The 19,752-nt window shown below is 58.6% G+C and carries 19 protein-coding genes; 7 read left to right on the plus strand and 12 right to left on the minus strand.

Features of this window, described 5'->3' with window-relative positions; all coding sequences use genetic code 11:
- Positions 1-15 precede the first annotated feature (15 nt).
- From pcaF to paaF, 5 genes are read right to left on the minus strand one after another with little or no spacing between them, the layout of a single operon-like run.
- Positions 16-1,236: a 3-oxoadipyl-CoA thiolase gene (gene pcaF / locus OGV19_RS10590; protein ID WP_264313332.1), complete on the minus strand. Its 1,221-nt coding sequence runs from the start codon at positions 1,234-1,236 to the stop codon at positions 16-18.
- Positions 1,229-1,669, minus strand: coding sequence for a hydroxyphenylacetyl-CoA thioesterase PaaI (paaI, locus tag OGV19_RS10595; RefSeq protein ID WP_264313333.1), 441 nt, complete (start codon positions 1,667-1,669; stop codon positions 1,229-1,231). Before paaI ends, pcaF begins: the two co-directional genes overlap by 8 nt.
- On the minus strand, positions 1,662-3,179 hold the full coding sequence (gene paaH, locus OGV19_RS10600) for a 3-hydroxyacyl-CoA dehydrogenase PaaH (RefSeq protein WP_264313334.1): 1,518 nt from the start codon (positions 3,177-3,179) through the stop codon (positions 1,662-1,664). The genes paaI and paaH overlap by 8 nt, the downstream gene beginning before the upstream one ends.
- Positions 3,180-3,181: 2 nt before the next feature.
- Positions 3,182-3,973, minus strand: a complete 792-nt coding sequence (paaG, locus tag OGV19_RS10605; protein WP_264313335.1) for a 2-(1,2-epoxy-1,2-dihydrophenyl)acetyl-CoA isomerase PaaG — start codon at positions 3,971-3,973, stop codon at positions 3,182-3,184.
- Between the two features lie 34 nt (positions 3,974-4,007).
- On the minus strand, positions 4,008-4,781 hold the full coding sequence (paaF, locus tag OGV19_RS10610; protein WP_264313336.1) for a 2,3-dehydroadipyl-CoA hydratase PaaF: 774 nt from the start codon (positions 4,779-4,781) through the stop codon (positions 4,008-4,010).
- A 354-nt stretch (positions 4,782-5,135) separates the two neighbouring features.
- On the opposite strand from paaF, the gene paaY reads away from it, so the two are divergent.
- The 7 genes from paaY (at position 5,136) to OGV19_RS10645 (ending at position 12,389) form a co-directional block, all read left to right on the plus strand.
- Positions 5,136-5,735 carry a phenylacetic acid degradation protein PaaY gene (paaY, locus tag OGV19_RS10615; RefSeq protein WP_264313337.1) on the plus strand — a complete coding sequence of 200 codons (600 nt, stop codon included), beginning with the start codon at positions 5,136-5,138 and terminating at the stop codon, positions 5,733-5,735.
- 77 nt (positions 5,736-5,812) lie between these two features.
- Positions 5,813-6,736 (plus strand): phenylacetic acid degradation operon negative regulatory protein PaaX, encoded by a 924-nt coding sequence (paaX, locus tag OGV19_RS10620; protein WP_264313338.1) that lies wholly within the window; start codon positions 5,813-5,815, stop codon positions 6,734-6,736.
- A gap of 134 nt (positions 6,737-6,870) precedes the next feature.
- Complete coding sequence (locus tag OGV19_RS10625) at positions 6,871-7,215, plus strand: helix-turn-helix domain-containing protein (RefSeq protein ID WP_264313339.1); 345 nt, start codon at positions 6,871-6,873, stop codon at positions 7,213-7,215.
- Complete coding sequence (locus OGV19_RS10630) at positions 7,215-8,429, plus strand: type II toxin-antitoxin system HipA family toxin (RefSeq protein WP_264313340.1); 1,215 nt, start codon at positions 7,215-7,217, stop codon at positions 8,427-8,429. Before OGV19_RS10625 ends, OGV19_RS10630 begins: the two co-directional genes overlap by 1 nt.
- A gap of 88 nt (positions 8,430-8,517) precedes the next feature.
- On the plus strand, positions 8,518-9,039 hold the full coding sequence (locus OGV19_RS10635) for an RNA polymerase sigma factor (RefSeq protein ID WP_264313341.1): 522 nt from the start codon (positions 8,518-8,520) through the stop codon (positions 9,037-9,039).
- The gene (locus OGV19_RS10640; protein WP_264313342.1) at positions 9,036-9,884 is read left to right on the plus strand and encodes a FecR family protein; all 849 of its coding nucleotides are present in this window, start codon (positions 9,036-9,038) and stop codon (positions 9,882-9,884) included. Before OGV19_RS10635 ends, OGV19_RS10640 begins: the two co-directional genes overlap by 4 nt.
- Positions 9,885-9,998: 114 nt before the next feature.
- On the plus strand, positions 9,999-12,389 hold the full coding sequence (locus tag OGV19_RS10645; RefSeq protein ID WP_264313927.1) for a TonB-dependent receptor: 2,391 nt from the start codon (positions 9,999-10,001) through the stop codon (positions 12,387-12,389).
- Between the two features lie 62 nt (positions 12,390-12,451).
- On the opposite strand, the gene rfaD is transcribed toward OGV19_RS10645, so the two are convergent.
- From rfaD to OGV19_RS10680, 7 genes are all read right to left on the minus strand, one after another.
- Positions 12,452-13,507 (minus strand): ADP-glyceromanno-heptose 6-epimerase, encoded by a 1,056-nt coding sequence (rfaD, locus tag OGV19_RS10650; RefSeq protein ID WP_264313343.1) that lies wholly within the window; start codon positions 13,505-13,507, stop codon positions 12,452-12,454.
- A 1,789-nt stretch (positions 13,508-15,296) separates the two neighbouring features.
- The gene (locus OGV19_RS10655; RefSeq protein WP_264313344.1) at positions 15,297-15,908 is read right to left on the minus strand and encodes a hypothetical protein; all 612 of its coding nucleotides are present in this window, start codon (positions 15,906-15,908) and stop codon (positions 15,297-15,299) included.
- Between the two features lie 32 nt (positions 15,909-15,940).
- Entirely contained in the window at positions 15,941-16,720 is a 780-nt protein-coding gene (locus OGV19_RS10660; RefSeq protein WP_264313345.1) for a hypothetical protein, read from the minus strand.
- Positions 16,717-17,613: a hypothetical protein gene (locus OGV19_RS10665; protein ID WP_264313346.1), complete on the minus strand. Its 897-nt coding sequence runs from the start codon at positions 17,611-17,613 to the stop codon at positions 16,717-16,719. The genes OGV19_RS10660 and OGV19_RS10665 overlap by 4 nt, the downstream gene beginning before the upstream one ends.
- Before the next feature lie 150 nt (positions 17,614-17,763).
- Positions 17,764-18,093: a hypothetical protein gene (locus OGV19_RS10670; RefSeq protein ID WP_264313347.1), complete on the minus strand. Its 330-nt coding sequence runs from the start codon at positions 18,091-18,093 to the stop codon at positions 17,764-17,766.
- 316 nt (positions 18,094-18,409) lie between these two features.
- Positions 18,410-19,177 carry a hypothetical protein gene (locus OGV19_RS10675; RefSeq protein ID WP_264313348.1) on the minus strand — a complete coding sequence of 256 codons (768 nt, stop codon included), beginning with the start codon at positions 19,175-19,177 and terminating at the stop codon, positions 18,410-18,412.
- A gap of 111 nt (positions 19,178-19,288) precedes the next feature.
- Entirely contained in the window at positions 19,289-19,480 is a 192-nt protein-coding gene (locus OGV19_RS10680; RefSeq protein WP_060506996.1) for an MbcA/ParS/Xre antitoxin family protein, read from the minus strand.
- Between the last annotated feature and the right edge of the window lie 272 nt (positions 19,481-19,752).

Consider the following 19,752-nt stretch of genomic DNA (forward strand, 5'->3'; position numbering starts at 1 on the left):
GTAACAAGCCGTTGGTCAGAGGCGCTCGATGACCATGGCGATGCCTTGGCCAACCCCGATGCACATGGTGCACAGGGCGTAGCGGCCGGCGGTTTCTTCCAGTTCGTGCAGCGCGGTGGTGACCAGGCGCGCGCCACTCATGCCCAGCGGATGCCCCAAGGCAATGGCACCGCCGTTCGGGTTGACCCGTTTGTCGTCGTCGGCCAGGCCCAGCTCGCGCAATACCGCCAGGCCTTGGGCGGCGAAGGCTTCGTTGAGCTCGATGACGTCCATGTCGGCCAGTGACAACCCGGTGAGTTCGAGGACCTTGCGGGTTGCCGGTACCGGGCCAATGCCCATGATGCGCGGCTCGACCCCGGCCACAGCCATGCCGACAATCCGGCCTCGGGCCTTGAGGCCATGCCGACGGGCCGCTGCCGGGCTGGCCAGCAGCAGCGCACACGCGCCATCGTTGACACCGGATGCATTGCCAGCCGTAACGCTGCCACCCTCACGGAACGGCGTGCCCAGCTTGGCCAGTTGCTCCAGCGTGGTGTCGCCGCGCGGGTGTTCGTCATGCTCGACCCGCTTGGCCGGGCCTTTGCGCTGCGGGATCTCGACCGGCACGATTTCCCGTGCCAGGCGGCCTCGGGCCTGGGCGGCGGCGGCCTTGTGCTGGCTGCGCAGGGCGAAGGTGTCCTGGTCTTCGCGGGAGATACCGAACCTGGCGGCGACGTTTTCCGCCGTCTCGGGCATCGAATCGGTGCCATGTTCGGCCTTCATCAACGGGTTGACGAAGCGCCAGCCAATGGTGGTGTCGAACAGTTCGGCCGCGCGGCCAAAGGCGTGTTCCGACTTGCCCATGACGAACGGCGCCCGCGACATCGACTCCACGCCACCGGCCAGCATCAGCCCGGCTTCACCGCAGCGCAGGGCGCGCGCAGCGTTGCCGATGGCGTCCATGCCAGAGCCGCAAAGGCGGTTGATGGTGGTGCCCGGCACCTCGATCGGCAGGCCCGCTAGCAGGCTGGCCATGTGGGCGACGTTGCGGTTGTCTTCACCGGCCTGGTTGGCGCAGCCGAGGATCACATCGTCCACTGCGGCCCAGTCCAACTCCGGGTGACGCGCGATCAGGGCCTTGAGCGGGATAGCGGCCAGGTCGTCGGGCCGTACGCTGCTCAAGGCGCCGGCGTAGCGACCGATCGGCGTGCGCACGGCGTCGATGATCAGCGCATCGGCCAGGGTGTGTTCATTCATCTTGTGTCTCCAGCGCGAGCACCGTGCCGCGTACTTTGTAGGATTTGCCATGGAACACCGCCACCAGCTCACCGTGCTGGTTCTCGATGCGTACGTCATACAGGCCGGTACGCCCTTTGCGGCTGACTTCGCTGGCCGTGGCGGTCAGCACATCGTCGCGCAGCGCCGGCGCCAGGTAATCGATGCTGCAGCCCAGGGCCACGGTGGCCTGGTCGTAACTGTTGCAGGCAAAGGCAAAGGCCGAATCGGCCAGGGCAAAGAGGAAGCCGCCGTGGCAGGTGCCGTGGCCCTGGATCATGTCGGCGCGTACCGGCATGCGCAGGCAAGCCCGGCCAGGGCCGGCTTCGAGCAGGCTGATGCCCAGCCCCTGGGTAGCCTGATCGCGGGAAAACATCGCATCGGCACAGGCGTGTGCCAGCTCGACCTCATTCATGCAGATTGCCTCCTTGGGCTTCGCAGCGGCGCAACAGCAGGGAAGGGCGATAGCGGCTCTCGCCGTAGCTGCTTTGTAGGTTGTCGAGTACACGCAAGGTCTGGGAAATGCCGATGCGTGTGGCCCAGGCCAATGGGCCGCAGGGGTAGTTCACGCCTGCACGCATGGCCAGGTCGATATCGGTGGCGCAAGCAACGCCTTGCAAGACGGCATCGGCTGCTTCGTTAGCCAGCATCGCGACAGTACGCAGGACTACCAGCCCGGGCAGGTCGGCAACTGCGGTCACTTTCAGCCCGGCGCGCTGTAACAAGCCGACAGCGTGATCCCGGGCGTCGCTTGTGGTATCGGCAGACCAGCTGATGGCGATTCGCGATGCCTTGCTGTAGTCCAGGGCCAGGTCAACCAGCACCAGGTTGCGCAGACCCTCCTCGCGCGCACGCTGGGTAGCCAGGCGGCCATCGGAAAGTGCCAGGGTGGCATCGCCCACCTGGATCACGCCGCTGCCGGCACGCTCGGTCACGGTGATGCCACTGTGGCGCAAGCGCTCGACCAAGGGCTGCATGACGCCCAGGTGCCCCTCGGCCACACAGCCTTCAGGCTGTGCCGTGCTGTGCAGTTCTGCCGGCAGCGGGCGCTCGGCGCCCTCGGCGTAGCTATAGAAGCCTTGGCCGGTTTTTCGGCCGAGACGCCCGGCATCCACCAGCTCCTTCTGCACCAGCGAGGGCTGGAAGCGAAAATCGCCATAGAACGCCTCGAATACCGAACAGGTAACGGCATAGTTGACGTCATGGCCGATCAGGTCGGTGAGCTCGAACGCCCCCATGCGAAAGCCACCGGCGTCGCGCAACAGTGCATCCAGGGTGGCGCAATCGGCCGCACCTTCCTGCAACAGGCGCAGGCTTTCGGCATAGAACGGCCGGGCGACACGGTTGACGATAAAGCCCGGCGTTGAACGGGCGTGCACGGGTTGTTTGCCCCAGGCACTGGCGGTGTCGTAAAGGCAGGTGGCGACGGCGGGGGCGGTAGCCAGGCCCGAAACCACCTCGACCAGGGCCATCAGCGGTGCCGGGTTGAAAAAATGCATGCCAACCACTTGCTGTGGCCGCTTCAAGCCAGCGGCCAGGCTGGTGATCGACAACGACGAGGTGTTGCTGGCCAGGATGCAGTCGTCCGCGCACAGCGCTTCAAGCTCGTGAAACAGGGCCTGCTTCACTGGCAGGTTTTCAATAATGGCCTCGATGACCAAGCGGGCATCGGCCAGCGTGTCGAGGGTGTCCACTGGGCACAGGCGCGCGATGATCGCTTCACGCTCCCCCGCTGGCAGCTTGCCTTTTTCTACCAGGCGGGCGAGCTGACGGGCGATGCCCGCGACGGCCTGGGCAGCGGCACCTGGGCGGTTGTCGTAGAGTTTCACCGGGTGGCCGGCCTGCGCGGCCACCTGAGCGATACCAGCACCCATGGCGCCCGCACCGATCACGGCCACCTGGGTATTGCGGTCAAGTGCGCTCATGATCAACGCCCCTTGAACGCAGGTGTGCGCTTGCTCATGAAGGCGCTCACGCCTTCGCGGTAGTCCTCGCTGCGGCCGGCCAGGCGCTGCAGGTCACGCTCCAGCTCCAGTTGTTGGTCGAAACCGTTGTCGAAACTGGCGTTGAGGCTGCGTTTGATCAGGGCCAGGCCATAGGTTGGCTGGCTGGCAAGATGGCGGGCGAGGGTGAGGGCTTCGTCGCGTAGCGCGGCATCGTCGACCACGCGGTGGATCAGCCCCCATTGCTGAGCCTGTTCGGCCGTGAGGCGTTCACCCAGCATGGCCAGCGCCTTGGCCCGCGCCATGCCGACCAGTCGTGGCAGCAGCCAGGTGCCGCCTGAATCCGGGACCAGGCCGATCTTGCAGAAGGCCTGGATGAAGCTGGCCGAACGGGCGGCCAGCACCAGGTCGCAGGCCAGCGGTATGTTCGCACCGGCGCCCGCAGCCACGCCGTTGACCGCACAGACCACCGGCAGCGGCAAATCGCGCAAGGTGCGCACCAGCGGGTTGTAGAACTTTTCGATGGATTCGCCCAAGTCAGGCAGCTGCGCCCCTGGGGCGACATTGCGATCGGACAGGTCCTGGCCCGCGCAGAAGCCGCGGCCTTCACCGGTCAGCAGCAACACCCGCGCTTGGTTGCTCTGGCGTACTTGCTTCAATGCTTCGCGCACTTCCAGGTGCATGGCCGTATTGAAGCTGTTCAGCTGCTCCGGGCGGTTCAGTGACAGGAGGGCAACGCCGTCCTCGATGGAAAACAGGATGTGTTCGAAGGTCATGGCAGACTCGCTTGGTCAGTCGATGGGAAGGTGATCAGCGGCCTTTGAACCGGGCCTGGCGCTTTTCCTGAAAGGCGCGGATACCCTCGTCGCGGTCAGCGGTACCGGCGAGCAGGGTGAACGCGTGGCGCTCGAAACGCAGGCCACTGGCAAGGTCGATATCACCGGCCTTGAGCAGCGCCTCTTTGGCCAGGCGTACCGCCAGCGGCGCTTTGGCAGCGACACTGCGGGCCACTTGCAAGGCGCGCTCGACGGTCAGTTCCGGCTGGGTGATTTCACTGATCAGGCCGGCTTGCAAGGCGTGCTGGGCAGTGATGGCTTCACCGGTCAGCACCATCTGCATCGCCAGCGGCTTGCCCACGGCGCGGATCAGACGCTGGGTACCGCCAGCCCCGGGGATGATGCCAAGGTTGATCTCCGGCTGACCGAAACGGGCATCGGTAGCGGCGATGACAATGTCGGCGCACATCATCAGCTCGCAACCGCCACCCAGGGCGTAGCCGTTCACGGCGGCGATCAGGGGCTTGGAGAAGGCTGCGATTGTTTGCCAACAGGCGACGCGAGGGTCATTGAGGATGCCGACCAGATCGCGTTCGGCCATCTCGCGAATGTCGGCACCGGCAGCGAATGCCTTGCGGTTGCCGGTGATCACCACGGCGAAGGTCTGATCATCGCGCTCGGCGGCGTCCAGTTCGGTGGCTAGCTCCACCAGCAGTTCGGTGCACAGGGCGTTAAGCGCTTCTGGCCGTTGCAGGGTAATGAGCCGTACGCCGTGTTCCGGCGCCTGCGCATCGAGATAACGAGGCATAACGGGTTCCTCTGGCTGCACGCACGGCACATCGATTGGCCGGCATTTCTTGGAATTGTTTGCAGGGGCGAGGGCTGCCCCACGTCCAGGTGCCAACAGTATATGCCTTACGTGATACACAAAATCAACATACAAAAATGTTTGACGTATCCCTTTTGTCGGGGATCCGCAAAACTCATTGCTGATTCAGATTCGTGATTTAACGATTAATCTTCACGATTTACGCTGTTTTCTAGCAGATTTGCACGCAGATATGCACAACGCTAAAGCGATACAGTTGAACTCAAGATTGACGATCATAATTTTTATGATACAAGTTGACTTCACATTTCAAATCATTTCAGGAGCTTTGCCATGCCTTGCTACCGGCTAGACGGCCTGACGCCCGTGGTTCATCCCTCCGCCTATGTACACCCGAGCGCGGTGCTGATCGGCGATGTCATCATTGGCCCTCGCTGTTACGTCGGCCCGCTGGCTTCGCTAAGGGGCGACTTTGGCCGCATCGTGCTGGAGGAAGGCGCCAACCTGCAGGACACCTGCGTGATGCATGGTTTTCCGGGAGGCGACACGGTCATCGAGCGCAACGGGCATGTTGGCCACGGTGCGGTGCTGCATGGATGCCGGGTGGGGGAAGATGCCCTGATTGGCATGAACGCAGTGGTCATGGACGGTGCCCACGTGGCGCCGCGCTGCATCGTTGCCGCCACGGCATTCGTCAAGGCGGGGTTCGAATGCGCCGAACAAAGCCTGGTGGTGGGCTCCCCGGCGCAGGTCAAGCGCCCACTCACAGACCAAGAACTGGCCTGGAAGCAGCGCGGCACTGCCGAGTACCAGCACCTGACCCAGCGCTGCATGACTGCACTGGTCGAGTGCCCGCCGCTGGCCGAGGCCGAGCCTGGCCGCCCGCGCATGGGTGACTCTGGCATCAGGCCCAAAGGCAAGGCCCCGGCATGAGCCTGTCAGCGTCACGCAATGGCCAGGTGACCCGCCGCGCGGGTATAGTCGGGGCTTTCCCCGCGCACAGTTCCTCCATGAGCAATCTTGCCCCACTGAACAACCTGATCACTCGTTTTCAGGAACAGACGCCGATCCGCGCCAGCTCGCTGATCATCACCCTGTACGGCGATGCCATCGAACCGCATGGTGGCACGGTGTGGTTGGGCAGCCTGATCAACCTGCTGGAGCCGATTGGCATCAACGAACGGCTGATCCGCACCTCAATCTTCCGCTTGACCAAAGAAGGCTGGCTGACCGCCGAAAAGGTCGGCCGACGCAGCTATTACAGCCTTACCGGGACTGGCCGTCGGCGCTTCGAAAAAGCCTTCAAACGTGTCTACAGCCCCAGCCAACCCGCATGGGATGGTGCCTGGACCCTGGTGCTGCTGTCGCAACTGGAGGGTGGCAAGCGTAAAGCCCTGCGTGAAGAGCTGGAGTGGCAGGGCTTCGGCGTGATGGCGCCCAACGTGATGGGGTGCCCACGCGCTGACCGCGCCGATTTGGCTGCGACTTTGCGCGAGCTGGAAGCCAGTGACGACAGTATCGTGTTTGAAACGCACACCCAGGAAGTGCTCGCCTCAAAGGCCATGCGCGCGCAAGTGCGCGAGAGCTGGCGTATCGATGAGTTGGGGCAGCAGTACAGTGAATTCATCCAGCTGTTCAGGCCGTTATGGCAGGGTCTTAAAGAGCAGCCGCAACTCGATGCCCAGGATTGCTTCCTGGCGCGCACGCTCTTGATTCATGAGTACCGGCGGCTGCTACTGCGTGACCCGCAGTTGCCCGATGAGTTGCTGCCTGGGGATTGGGAGGGCAGGGCAGCACGCCAGCTGTGTCGCAACCTCTATCGCCTGGTGTTTGCCAAGGCCGAAGAGTGGTTGAACAGTGCACTCGAAACGGCTGACGGCCCATTGCCTGATGTGAATGAAAGCTTCTACAAGCGATTTGGTGGTCTTGCCTAGGTATTTTAAGGTTCACCCAGGTGAGCCTTATCGTGTCTAATGCTCACCTGGGTGAGTATTATGTTGGCTATAAATATTCTTTAAGTGTGCTATGGTTAACCTTAACCTAGTTAAAGTTAACCTTGGCGAGTCTTATGACGACCTATTTCCCAGTCGCTTGCGCCGATACGCTCAGTAAAATCGGCCTTTTGGTCAAGGCACGGCGCCTGGCGCTCGGACTGCGCCAAGCTGACCTGACAGCGGCAACCGGCGTTTCCGCGCATACCCTTCGCAAGATTGAAAGCGGCTCCGAACTGGTGGACCTGCGTTCGTTCATGCTGGTGCTGTGGCGCCTGGGTATCAGCGACACGGTTTTCGCCTCGCTGGAAGGCATAGAGCAAACCTCCCAGATCACTCGATTCAGTGATGACGATGATGCCCACCAAAGCCTGGCATCCCGCCGCGTGCGGCTGGCGAAACCCAAGTTTGAGGCGTTCTGATGTCACGTGCCTACATCTATATGGAGCAACCGGATACAGGTGAAGTCGTCACCCTTGGTCGATTGACTCTCAAAGGCAAACTCGGCGAGTTTCTCTATGCGCCTGACCACGTCGCGCGTGGCGGCTGGGTACCAGACCCCATCAATTACCCGTTACGCGCCGAGGCCTACACCGGCATCGCCAAGAACCGCGGCATACCCGGCTTCATCAATGACGCCATGCCTGATGGCTGGGGCGAAAGATTGCTGCACCGGGCTTACGGCAAGGAGCTTGGCACCCTCGACTTCCTACTCAAGTCACCGAACAACGACCGCGTTGGCAACCTCATGGCAGGAGGTGCAACAACGCCTGCTCCCGGCCTTGGCGATGGCACGGTGCCAACCTTGAAAGGCCTGGCGAAATTCGTTGCTGCATGTGAGGCGGTGTATGACGGCCAGCTCGACGCCGAGTCGGTGGCAACCCTCAACGTGCGCCAACAGCGTTCCGCCCTGGGCGGCGCACGGCCAAAACGTACGTTGCAGGATAACGGCATGCTGATTCTGGCCAAGCCGCGTGATCGCTTCGACCATTACGACCTGCCTTCGATTGAATACGCCTGCATGACCTTTGCGGCGGGGAAGGGCTTGAACGTGGCAAAAACCGCGCTGCATGCCGAAACCCCCTCGACCTTGCTGATCGAACGTTTCGACCGCACGCCCATCGCGCAGGGCGCCCGGCGCATGCCTATGCTCAGTGCGCTGACCTTGCTGGATTCGGAGTGGAACGGGGCGCATCATCGAGATTGGCGCTATGCCGCCGTGGCCGATGAAATGCGCCGTCGGGGTGTGCCCGATGCCGATCTGCAGGAGCTGTTCAAACGCATGTGCTACAACGCCCTGGTCGGCAACTCCGACGATCATCCGCGCAATCATGCGGTGATCTGGCTTGACGGCGGGTGGCGCCTGTCGCCCATGTACGATGTGCTGCCCATGCTTGAAGAAGGGCCCGCACAGACGTTGGCCATGGCGGTTGGCCGAGAGGGCAGCCAGATCAGCCGCGCAAATCTGCTCAGCCATCACGCCCACTTTGCCCTTACGCGCGAGCATGCCGAGCATCTGCTGGCGGAAGTGGCGGGGTGGGAGCACGAACTGAAGGCGCATTACGCGCAGCTGCTGGCGGGGAGCGATCTGGAGATGGCGGTTGCTGCGGTGAGCTCGGTGCGTATGCTCAGCTAAGGGTAGGGCGATGGCAGGTAACACCGCTTTCTAATGACATGCATTCCCATTTATACTTGCATCTCATTCCCTCTCTGTTATCGCTATCGTGCAGGCAGACCCTCCAAAACCCTCTTTGCTCGCCACCTTGATCCGTCATTACGACGACCTGGTCGATCATGTACGCCGACGCTTCGGTGAACGGGTTTTCGCGCGCGAAGTCGTTCACGACCTTTGCGTTCAGTTGCTGGAGAATGACGAGCGAGAAGGGGTGCGTCAGCCCTTGGCGCTATTGCGCAAGATCGCTCACGACAATGCCATCTCGTATTGCCGTCGCGAGCGTCGGCGGAGCAGTTTGATCGTCACGCTGGCGGAGCTGCCCGAAGTCGCCTGCAACACCGCATCCCAGGAGCGCCAGGTCGACGCCGCGAAGACGCTGGACAGGCTGGCTGCTGCCATTTCCCACTTGCCACCTCGCTGCCAGGCAGTATTCATCATGCACAAGCTGCACGAGATACCGCAGGCCGAAGTCGCCGAGCGGCTGGGCATCTCCCTGAAAACGGTAGAAAAGCATTTGCGTGTAGGTATGATCGCTTGCCGTGAATACCTGCAAACCGAGGTGGCGCCGTGAGCCGTCCACGCACTGAAGACAATGCCGAAGTCGATGAAGCGCTGGCCACATGTCGCGAGGACCTGAAGCGGCGCTTCCCTTTACCCGAGCGAGCACCTGCCAGAAAACCCCGAACTCGCGGCAAGGCAGTATCGCTTGTATTGTTGGCTCTGGTCGCGGGTGTGGCGTGGAAGAACCCTGCGTACCGTAACGAGCATTTTGTCACGCTGATTGGGCAGCGGCAGTCAGTGCAGTTGGCCGATGGCAGCCGGATCAAGCTGGACGGGGGCAGTGAGGTACGCGTGAGCTGGCATTTGCTCAGCCGGCAAGTGGTGTTGGTGCGCGGTCAGGCACTATTCGACGTTTCGCCCATGCTCTATCGACCGTTTTTGGTCGATGCAGGCAACGCGGACATACGTGTGGTCGGCACGCGATTCAACGTCAACAAGTACGCTGACGACGTCCGCGTGAGCGTTGCGCAAGGCAAGGTGGAAGTCAAAGGGCGGGCCTTGGACCGAACCTCGCAGCTTCAGGCAGGGCAGCAGTTGCTCGTCCATCACGGCATCCCGGATGAAGTCGTCGCGGGCATTGCCGAAGATGCAACCGCATGGCAAAAAAGCCGGTGGGTGTTCGCCGGCACGCCGCTGGAAGAAGTCGTTGCGGCACTTCAACGCTATTACGCCCAACCGATCGAGCTGATCGGCCCGGAAGTAGGGCGCTTACCGGTTTCAGGGGTTTTCAATACCGATCAGGCCGAAACCCTGCTGGCACTGCTGCCCGACATTCTTCCGGTGACGCTGACCACGGAAGGCGCAACCGTACGCATTCACTCCCGCGGCGCAAAAAATAATTCTCCAACGAGGTAGGGTTGCGTGCGCTGAGAAGCGGCTATCACTCAGTACCCCCTCTTCTGGAGAATAAAAGTGAGTCAGCTCTTCCTGCGTGCACCTTGGCACGTGTCGATTTTGACCAGCACCCTGATGGCCAGCCAAGGGGCTTTCGCGCAAGCGTCGATGGTTGTCGAATTCAATGTTCCCACGTCAACGCTGGAAAGCTCGCTGAATGCAGTGGCTCGCCAGGCAGGCTCTCAAGTGCTGTTTTCCAGTGACTTGACAGCGGGCAAGCAGGCGCCGGCACTGCACGGGCGTTACACGCTGGAGCAGGCTCTGGGGCATGTGCTTGAACACAGCGGGCTGGTCGTCAAGGCACGTGATGCGCGGACATTCATCGTCCTGCCGTCAGGCGATGCGGTGGCAGGCAACGGGCCGGCTGCGACAAGCAGCGCCATAGAACTGGCAGGTACTGAAATCACGTCCTCTCGGCTTTCCAGCAATGTGGTACCACAGGCACGACAAGTGAATGTGATCGAACGAGAGCAACTGCAGCAACTGCGTCAGGGCTCTGATGGTTTGGCAACGCTGCTGGCCAAGAGTATCCCGGGGATGGCCGATTCAAGTCGAACCATCACCGACTATGGGCAAACCCTGCGTGGCCGCACGATGCTGGTGTTGGTCGATGGCGTGCCACTGAACACCAACCGTGACTCTTCGCGAAACCTGGCCAATATCGACCCGGCATTGATCGAGCGCATCGAGGTGATTCGTGGCAGCAGCGCTATCTATGGCGCCGGCGCAACGGGCGGGATCATCTCCATCACCACACGGCCTGCTGGCGGCGAAGCCATGGCCGAGACCACATTGACGGGTGTTTCACCCTTGAGCCAACTGGACAGCGACGGCCTGGGAGGGCAGTTGCAGCATCATGTTGCCGGCTCGCAAGGCGCCCTGGATTACGCATTCGATTTCGGCGCACGTCATATCGGCGCCTCTTACGATGCCAGGGGGCATCGTATTGCGCCCGAGCCCAGCCAAGGAGACCTGTTCGACGCCAACACCTACAACGTTGGCGGGAAGTTTGGGTGGCGCATCGATGAGCTGCAACGTATTCAGCTTTCGCTAAGCCACTACAACGCCGAGCAGGACAGCGACTATACCGCCGACCCATCGGTCAGCCGACTGCCGCCGGGTTCCGTACCCGCGCAACCGTTGTCCGGGTTGTCACTCGACGAGCAGAACCAGATCAAGAACACCTTGGTGAATCTTGAATACGGCCACACAGAAGTGTTCGGGGGCACCCTCAACGCCCAGCTCTACTATCGCGACTATTTCACCCGGTTCACGCCATTCGACGCGCGTGGCGTGGCCACACGTGGGCGCAATGTCGATCAAGTCATGCAGAACAGTGAAGTCCTGGGTAGCCGGATTACCCTGCGAACCCCGATAGGCGCCGCAGATACCGAACTGTTATGGGGTGGCGACTTCAACCAGGAGCGCAGCGACATGCCCATCGACATCTTCGATCCGCGGGCATTCGACGCCAGTCGCGGAACCGTTTTCAACAAGATCGGCAAGTTGACCTACATGCCTGACCTGACGTCCCGCAGCGTAGGCGCATTTGCACAATTGCAGCACCGCTTCACAGAGCAGTGGTCCATGGAAGGCGGCGTGCGTTATGAATACGCCACCGCCGAATACGGGGACTTTGTTCCTCTGTCCGAATCGACTGCCACGAACCCAGCCACCGTGGAAGGCGGCAAGGTGCATTACGATGCGGTGCTTTCCAACATCAGCCTGACGTATTCACCCGTCAGCGGGCAGGCGGTATATGCCGCCTTCAGCCAAGGCTTCCAGTTGCCGGACATTGGCGTGCAACTGCGCAACGCGCGCCGTGGCTTCGATGTGGGGGCTTCCAATCTCGAGCCGGTCAAAACCAATAACTACGAACTCGGTTGGCGCGGTGATCTGGGTGAGCAAACCCTGGCATCGCTGGCCATCTTCTATACCACGTCCAAGCTGGGTGATGTGCAAAGCTTCAATAATGGCCTGATTCTGACGCGCACCCAGGAACGTATCTACGGCGTGGAGGGGAGTGCCGACTGGTTGACCCGTGACGAGCGTTGGGGGGCAGGGGGGAGCTTTACCTGGATGAAAGGCCGCGAGCAACCGGACGGCGGCGATTGGCAAGATATGACGGGCTACCGTGTTCCGCCGCTGAAACTGACGGCCTATCTGCAGTACAAACCTGACGAAGACTGGAGCCATCGCGTGCAGGCGACTTACTTCGGCGCAGAGGACTACCGCCTCAATGGCACGGAAAGTTTTGGCAGGCGCAAGGTGGATGGCTACACCACGGTGGATGTCATCAGCCAGTACCAGCTGAGTGGAGGCGATCAGATCAGCGTAGGCGTACAGAACCTGTTCAATCGGTACTATTATCCGCTGTACAGTCAACTCATGCGTAACAGCAGCAATACCAGCCACTTGCCCGCGCCAGGGGCCGTGATTACAGCAAGTTATACTCATCAATGGTGAGCCCGCAGGGCTATCTTTAATACCGCCGAAACATAACTAAACTAAATGAATATTTAGCGTAGTTATGTTTCGGGCGTCACCAAGCATGAAGGTAGCGGGGTGAAGAAAGGCGGATCAGTTGTCGGGTATCGGTTGCCTTGTAACCAGTCGCAGTAACGGCTTACCCCTTGTTCGGCCGTTAATGTTGCCGAGGTGTAGCCTGCAGCGCGCAAGCGTTCCAGGTCGGCACAGGTGAAACACTGGTACTTGCCCCGCAAATGCTCGGGAAATTCGCAGTACTCCAGTACACCTTCCAGCAAGGCGATCTCCAGGGACAACGGGGGTTGGCCTTGATACTTGCGCAGCCGATTGATCACCGCCAGGGCAACATCATTGAACGACTGAGCGCGCCCGCTACCGACATTGAAGATGCCACTCACATGCGGGTGTTCAAGGAAGAACATATTGACCTTGACCACGTCATCCACCGCAACGAAATCACGCAGATGGCTGCCGCTGTCGTAACCGCCGTAGCTGCCGAACAGGCAGACTTTGCCGTGGGCCTGGTATTGGTTGAAACAGTGCAAGGCCACAGACGCCATCGCGCCTTTATGCTGTTCGCGGGGCCCGTAGACATTGAAATACCGTAACCCAACCACTTGGCTGCGGGACACCGGCAACTGCCGGCGTACGTACTGATCGAACAGGCATTTGGAATAGCCATAGACGTTCAGTGGGCGCTCATGATCGCGCTGTTCACGAAAGGCCTGGCCAGCGCCATAAACCGCCGCCGATGAGGCGTACAGGAACGGAACCTGTTGGCCCTGGGCAATCTCAAGCAACTCTCGAGTGAAGCGATAATTGTTGGCCATCATGAAACGACCGTCGCTTTCGACAGTACTTGAACACGCGCCTTGGTGCAGCACGGCGCGTATCTTGCCAAATTGACCGCGACGGAAACGCTCCAGGAAGTCGTCCTTGTCCAGGTAGTCGGCGATTTCACCGTCGGCCAGATTGCGGAATTTGTCGCCAGCGGTCAGGTCATCGACGGCGATGATCTCGGTCTCGTTGCGTTGGTTGAGCGCCTGCACGAGATTGCTGCCGATGAATCCCGCAGCACCGGTTACGATAATGGTCATGCCAGATCCCCATGAGGGTGCGGAGCCCGAATTCTAATTGAGGGAATCTGCAGGAACATTAATCGGGGTCAAAGGGTGTGAGGATTGGTTGGAGTCCGGCGCTGGGCTGCTTTCAAATCTGGCCACACTCGGGCGCTAGCCTGAATACGAATGTGCGCATAATGCATATTATGTTAAATCACGTATTATTCTAGGAACGCTCATGGTGTTCATTTTCACGATCCTGCGAGCTTTGTATCAAAAATCTGTGCTGTAACCGTTGAAATCAAAGTGGAATCCGCTGAAGTGACCGGAATCTCAGTTCCCGTGCACCCTTACGTCCCGCGCTTAAGGTCAATTCTCCTTGAGGCCAGGTCAGCCGTTGAAATCAGATCGGACGGCAGATTTCGCTAACTCGTTGAACTGAGAACGCTTTTGCTGATTCCGTCGAAATTGCCGGATCCTGTGAGCGCCTTAACCTACCATTCGGAATAAAATCAGAAGAAAGATTCGTGGCGTCAGCCTACGGCCATCTAAACTGCTGAGTTTGCGGAATTCTTAGACGTAGCCATTCAATTCAAAAAAATCACCTGTCGGAATAAAATCGGAAAAATCATCGAACGTTCTTCGCGCCAGGCGGTGCTTACGCACTATTTGCAAGGCGGTGCCGATTTCGTTTGGATATGGCTCTTGCGCGGACTTGATTGCTGAGCTATTAATTCAAGTCTCCATCACTATTCCGCCTACGCATCTATTCTTATGAACCAGTCACCTAGATCGATCCTCAGCGAGTCTGGAGTTCCGTTTCAGTTCGCTTCTATAAATGCTAGCGATCCTGCTAGTGTCCTGGATGAGGAGCGGCTTGTGTGGGCGTATCTTGGCACTTTTCCCGAAGAAATTGATGCATTCGAGACCTATAGGCTGTTTGCCCAGCACATCAATCGTTTCTCACTCCATAACAGCGCCGGTGATGTAGCTGGTAGGTTCCTTGAAAAATACGTATTGTGGATATTATGCGTAGCGCAGAAATCCCTAAAAGAGTTAAGCCTATCCGATTTGAACCTGGCCGGAGAACCACTCTAGAAACTCTTTCCGCGTCATCATTTTCATAATCCATCTCCTGTGTTTTTTTCGAGCGTAGTCATCCTCATTAATTTTGCTCGCAGCAAGCGACGAACGGTCGGCTCGCTTTACATATATATTGTTAAAAACCTTAGATTGCTTGCTCGTATTATTTTAAATGCTGGGCTAGAGAGCTAGAGAGCTAGAGAGCTAGAGAGCTAGAGAGCTAGAGAGCTAGAGGGCTAGAGGGCTAGGATGCGTGCGAATAATTAATATATCTTCTGCGGATGCGCCGAAATAAATTGATCAAGCATCGCATTTCCTGGTGGTGCATCGGCAGTAGATAAGGCATAGGGCTGCGAGTACTGCTGTTGTGTCGAGCTACACGACGGCTACAGCGCCTCGGGTCGGGGGCTGCAGCCCTACTGGAGTCGAGCTTTCTCGCGAGAATCACGCAGGGAGACCATCAAGTCCTCGGCAAATTATCAGCCTCGCTCTCGGTGACCAGCCCGACCCCATTCGAACAGCTCCTGGAAAACGGTTGCGGGCCGAGATTTTCACAACGCTGGCACGTCCTTGGAAGAGGTGCTTCCAAGGTGCTTCTAAGGTTAACCAAATAGTAGGAGTTGGCCCTGCGCACCCCCTCATCTTAGAAGCGCGCAGAGGCAACATTTGTACTCCTTTGACGTCCCCGCCCTCTCGCAAGCCGCTGGATCCCCCTTCCACTCGCAAGGGTTTACGGCTCGGTTCAGGCAGTAGCCTGGCTGGCAGTACATTTCTGCAGGTACCAGGTTGGCAACGGATGACGATGGATTCTGGCGGAGATAGCGATCAGCACATCCCACGGCGTGTTGTGCCACTCGAACTCATTGGGCGCCGCGCTGTGTGGCGGCAGGTGCAATGACGCGCTGACCTCCTCCTCCGGCGTATTGCGAAACTCTGAAATGGCCCGGGAAACGCCAACCGTATTTAGTGCCGTTCTTGAGCCTGTGAGTGTTTGCAATCCAATGCTTGGGTACCAGCGCTCCATGGTCACCCCCTTCAGTTGGGGAACAATTCGGGTCGACAGCTTGTGAAGGCTTTTCTGGTCGTCCAGCATTGCTGCAACGGTACCCAGAAGCGGTATCCAAGTCGTGGTTTTGAAGAAGCGACCGTGATGTCCTTCCTTACCATTGTGAAGCGCCATAGCGTCTTCCAGGTCATCAGTGTCGACCGGCATAAAGTGCCTCTCTCGGAGCGCCGCACTGAAGCGGTCGACGCATTCGCCCAAGACCGCTCTGATGTTTGCTGTATCGCCTTTAGCGAACAGAGCAGCCATTGCCAGTGACATGTCGATCGCCTGACCATCGTAGACCGGCATCCGACAGCCTTGATGTACGCTTATGAAGCTGATCAGTTGCGCATGAAGCAGGGCGCGCTCCGACTCGCCGGCATTAATCGCCTGGGCCAAGAGTGAGGCCGTACCCAAGCGCCCGAGCTCCTCGCACGCCAAATCCATGTACAGCACGTGATCTGGGCGGTACCGAAGAACCCTGGTGTGTTCGCTGAGCCCTCAGCGGCCCCCTCAGGCGCTGCTACACAGTCCTCAACAAACCTGATGAAGCGACTGAAGGACGCTTGCGTGTCTTCCAGACCAGCCAGGGCGGCTCTGAGATCGGATTTGCCCCTGTCTAGAAGCAAGGCATCATCAAACAGATGCTGCTCAATGAGCGGACTGAGTCGATTGATGCCCCAAAAATCCAGCGAGCACAGCGGGTTGATCTCGGCGACTTCTTTGGTGAGCGCGGCGTAGTCTGACTGTGCGTCTTGCTTAAGCTCACCATTGGACACAATGACGATCGTTTTCTTGCACCGTCGCAGTTTCGCCGGCAATCGATTCTGGATGTATTCCGAGGCAGCCTGGCGCACGCTGGGCTGGATCGCCTGTTGACCGCTGTAGAAGTCACTGCGGCTTACGTTGCCAAATTTGATCACGTACAGGAATGCTTCCACAGCTCCGTCAGCGTCGGTAAGGGTAGACAGAACATCGACCCCGCCCTGATTGACGCCAACCTGAGGGCTGCTTTCGACCCAGTGCCCCATGGCCATCAGTAGATCGGGCAGAAGCGCGTCCAGCTCTTCTCGCTCGCGAAGTCCAGAGAGGTAATGAGAGAGCACGAGCTGGATACTCATTCGTCAGATCCGTTCCAGAGAGCGTTCATCATCAGCGCGTAGCGCAGTGGGTCGGCGACCCATGTCTGCGGCAACTCGAAACTCATTTCGTGCGTGAACATTGGAATGGTCATGTCGCCAGCTTCGTCATTCCCTACGTACTCCATGGCGATCCTGGTTGCGTATTTGAAGTGTTTTGCTGTGACCGTGCCGAACAATGCATGCTCATGCGCCTGGTCTGTCACCGATCGGCTCTCGTCGCGGCGTAAATATCGGAAACTGCGCTCCATCGCAGGTGGCATCTCAAGCTCGGTCAGATAACGAAGGTTATCCAGGGTGGCATCTGCAGCGACAAGCCGCTGCAAGGCTTCCTGCGCCACCCGTGACTGCGCGAACGGTGATTTTTCCGACTTAAGAAGGCGCATGCATGTGCCCGGATACTCAGAAGTCAGGAGCCCCACAACCATTCTGGTAATGCTGGTGAGCCGCGAACTGGCGGGTAGTTCTTCATTAAGGCTGAGAATCCAACCGAGGGATACAGGTACCGGCACACTCATTACGCACATGCGGCTGGCCGCCTTCAGGGCAGATTGCTCCGCCTCCTCAGGCAACAGAAACCTGAGCAATTCTGAGTGCTGCAGGTAGCGCACGCTCACATGATGAAGCAACGGCCTGCTGATGCCCTTATGCCCCAGCTCTCCGACCCACTTACAAACAGCTAACGGAAATAGCCGGGTTTCGGCGATACGATGGAAGCAGTCGTCGGCCTCTTCATTGAGGCTGTCCAGGTCAATCCCGCTCTCCTCTGCCTCGCTCCAAAGCGCAAAGAACTGGTCGAGCAATTCTTTGCCGTTAGCCTGAAGGTCTTCGGTGTACAGACGCAGATAAAGGTCGTGAAAACGCATCATATCCATCAGCCTTCATCTCCTGCGATATGGGCTCATAGTCCCTATAGGCTGCCCGGGGATTGATCGATGCGCTCATCCCGGGCGGCTCCCGGTTTGCTTACCCAAGCCTCCAATGGTGGCCAACCGCCTCATTTAACGACACAGGCTCAAGGTTCACTAGTGTAATGTAGTTCCGGTGGCTTTCTGGCTTTCCCGGCGGGCCGCCGAGACAGAGCTTGAATTTACCGCAACGTCCCACCCCGGTTGGCAGAAATCCAGACTAGGCCAATAGTTCTGGAAGGACTGGTAATCCAACGAGAGCGCCGCCTTCCTGGCATCCTCGTCCACAGCGTTCCATGCCGCGATCATCCGGTCTTCCCAGGTCTGAGCTCCGAGCGCCAGGTCTATGACATCGTCCTCCCACCCTTCCCTGCTAAAAATTTCTCGGGCAACCACTACGGCTGAATGTTCGAGCCCCGCATCGAGCTGAGTGACTGAATCAATCATGTGATAAAGAAGACCTAAGGCCTGAAATTTGGAGAGCTCTTCAGTGTCGCGTTTCTCTATGGTATGCCGAACATTCAGCTTGTCACCGATAAACTTCGATGAGGATTTTAAACTCGGGCATTTGGGCGCTCCTTTTTATTATTATTCTATTTCAGGATACTGTGGAGCTTGCGCCTGTACAACCGCATGACGATTGATATTGACCCATTACAGGTTAGAAACATTTACCGGGCTCGGACAACACAATCGCGCCTCGTTGTGTCTCCAAGTGCGTTAGAGGCTATCTTCTCGGCAACACGAATAAACCGCGCAGATCTCAAACCTGCCGAGATTGGCTAGCACCCTTTTCCAAGGCATCAGCCAGCTCATTAAGGGCTTGGCGCAAACGGATATCTTCCTGGGCGTCTCCAGAATGAGGCAGGAAGCTACGCGCATGCTTGAGAAGCGCCTCGAGATTTTTGCTACTGACTGCCAGCTCAAACGGCACGGGGAAGTCTAGTGCCAGCACACCAATACGATCAAAAAAAACAGGGACTACCCGAGTCTCAGTGTACCCTGCAATTTTTGGTGAACCTAACAGGTACCCATAGCAACAATCGCTTCTAACGGCCACTACCATCAGCAATTTATTGGATTCGCGGCTTTTCTCATCAACCCAATTCTCAAAGAAGCGGGGGCACCCGGTGGAATCAGAAATGAGCCCTTCTAGCTCCTGCAGTGACCTGGGCCACACATTGTCAGTCCATTCCATATCCTCAGATATAGGCACCAGCAAGCAATGCCCTCCCCTCAAATCCGCGATAGTCTTGCTCTGGGAAAATGTTACAGGGAGAGGATCGGCCACGCCCGGACGTACGAAAAACAGCGTACAACGCATTTGCTTGCCGCCAGTGAAACTGACCGCTACTCGAATTTGCGTAACCCCATCAACTTGGGGAAGCTCAGCATGGGTGCAGCCAATATCGAAGGCTTCTTCGATTCCCCGATACCGCAAGCAAAATCGGGCCCAGTCATGGCTTCTAGCCCTGTCTTGCTCGTGAGAAAGCGTAACAAGGGCAGACTCAATAATTGGATCATTAGGCACGTCGGCTGGCCTCGTCTGCGAATTTTTCAATCCGTGGAAGTGTTACCTCATGGTGGATCATCGCGTGGCTCTGAGCCCAGCGGATCAAATAGCCCGAAAGCATCGTTTCCATCAGCAGCCATACCCGTGATCAATCCGGTCGAGCAAAGCCTTCACCTTCAGATATTCAGCCTCATTGCGTACATACTTCAGAGCTGTTAAACCACCGAATTCGACCCGTGGGTGAGTCAACCAAACGTCGGCTTTGGCTTTGCTACCAAGCACCTGCTCGGCTTGGTGTCGAATCATCTCCTCAAAATTCATTGCTGCTCCAAGGGCGCGTGCAGGCAAACAGTCGCTAGATCGTGAGCGCCCTAGTCTGCGCAACGAACCGGTTCCATCCAACCACGCCATCCCTATAAGTTCCACTCATTTGACTATACGATATCGTTTGGAACCTCGCAAACCTGGCCTAGAGTGGTTGAGTGGTTGAGCGCGTATCCACATTCAGCGTAGCGCTCATCGCTATGTAGATTCGCGCTCGCCAGTAACCCTAGGTATGGATCAGGCTGCTGTTCGGTGAACGAAGCGTCAGT

It is taken from the genome of Pseudomonas putida (assembly GCF_025905425.1).
Classification (GTDB): domain Bacteria; phylum Pseudomonadota; class Gammaproteobacteria; order Pseudomonadales; family Pseudomonadaceae; genus Aquipseudomonas; species Aquipseudomonas putida_AF.

Excerpts from the sequence above, each read along its gene's own strand:
- pcaF (WP_264313332.1), bottom strand. The coding sequence starts at position 1,236 with ATGAATGAACACACCCTGGCCGATGCGCTGATCATCGACGCCGTGCGC.
- paaI (WP_264313333.1), bottom strand. The coding sequence starts at position 1,669 with ATGAATGAGGTCGAGCTGGCACACGCCTGTGCCGATGCGATGTTTTCC.
- paaH (WP_264313334.1), bottom strand. The coding sequence starts at position 3,179 with ATGAGCGCACTTGACCGCAATACCCAGGTGGCCGTGATCGGTGCGGGC.
- paaG (WP_264313335.1), bottom strand. The coding sequence starts at position 3,973 with ATGACCTTCGAACACATCCTGTTTTCCATCGAGGACGGCGTTGCCCTC.
- paaF (WP_264313336.1), bottom strand. The coding sequence starts at position 4,781 with ATGCCTCGTTATCTCGATGCGCAGGCGCCGGAACACGGCGTACGGCTC.
- paaY (WP_264313337.1), top strand. The coding sequence starts at position 5,136 with ATGCCTTGCTACCGGCTAGACGGCCTGACGCCCGTGGTTCATCCCTCC.
- paaX (WP_264313338.1), top strand. The coding sequence starts at position 5,813 with ATGAGCAATCTTGCCCCACTGAACAACCTGATCACTCGTTTTCAGGAA.
- OGV19_RS10625 (WP_264313339.1), top strand. The coding sequence starts at position 6,871 with ATGACGACCTATTTCCCAGTCGCTTGCGCCGATACGCTCAGTAAAATC.
- OGV19_RS10630 (WP_264313340.1), top strand. The coding sequence starts at position 7,215 with ATGTCACGTGCCTACATCTATATGGAGCAACCGGATACAGGTGAAGTC.
- OGV19_RS10645 (WP_264313927.1), top strand. The coding sequence starts at position 9,999 with ATGGCCAGCCAAGGGGCTTTCGCGCAAGCGTCGATGGTTGTCGAATTC.
- rfaD (WP_264313343.1), bottom strand. The coding sequence starts at position 13,507 with ATGACCATTATCGTAACCGGTGCTGCGGGATTCATCGGCAGCAATCTC.
- OGV19_RS10655 (WP_264313344.1), bottom strand. The coding sequence starts at position 15,908 with ATGCCGGTCTACGATGGTCAGGCGATCGACATGTCACTGGCAATGGCT.
- OGV19_RS10660 (WP_264313345.1), bottom strand. The coding sequence starts at position 16,720 with ATGAGTATCCAGCTCGTGCTCTCTCATTACCTCTCTGGACTTCGCGAG.
- OGV19_RS10665 (WP_264313346.1), bottom strand. The coding sequence starts at position 17,613 with ATGGATATGATGCGTTTTCACGACCTTTATCTGCGTCTGTACACCGAA.
- OGV19_RS10670 (WP_264313347.1), bottom strand. The coding sequence starts at position 18,093 with ATGATTGATTCAGTCACTCAGCTCGATGCGGGGCTCGAACATTCAGCC.
- OGV19_RS10680 (WP_060506996.1), bottom strand. The coding sequence starts at position 19,480 with ATGAATTTTGAGGAGATGATTCGACACCAAGCCGAGCAGGTGCTTGGT.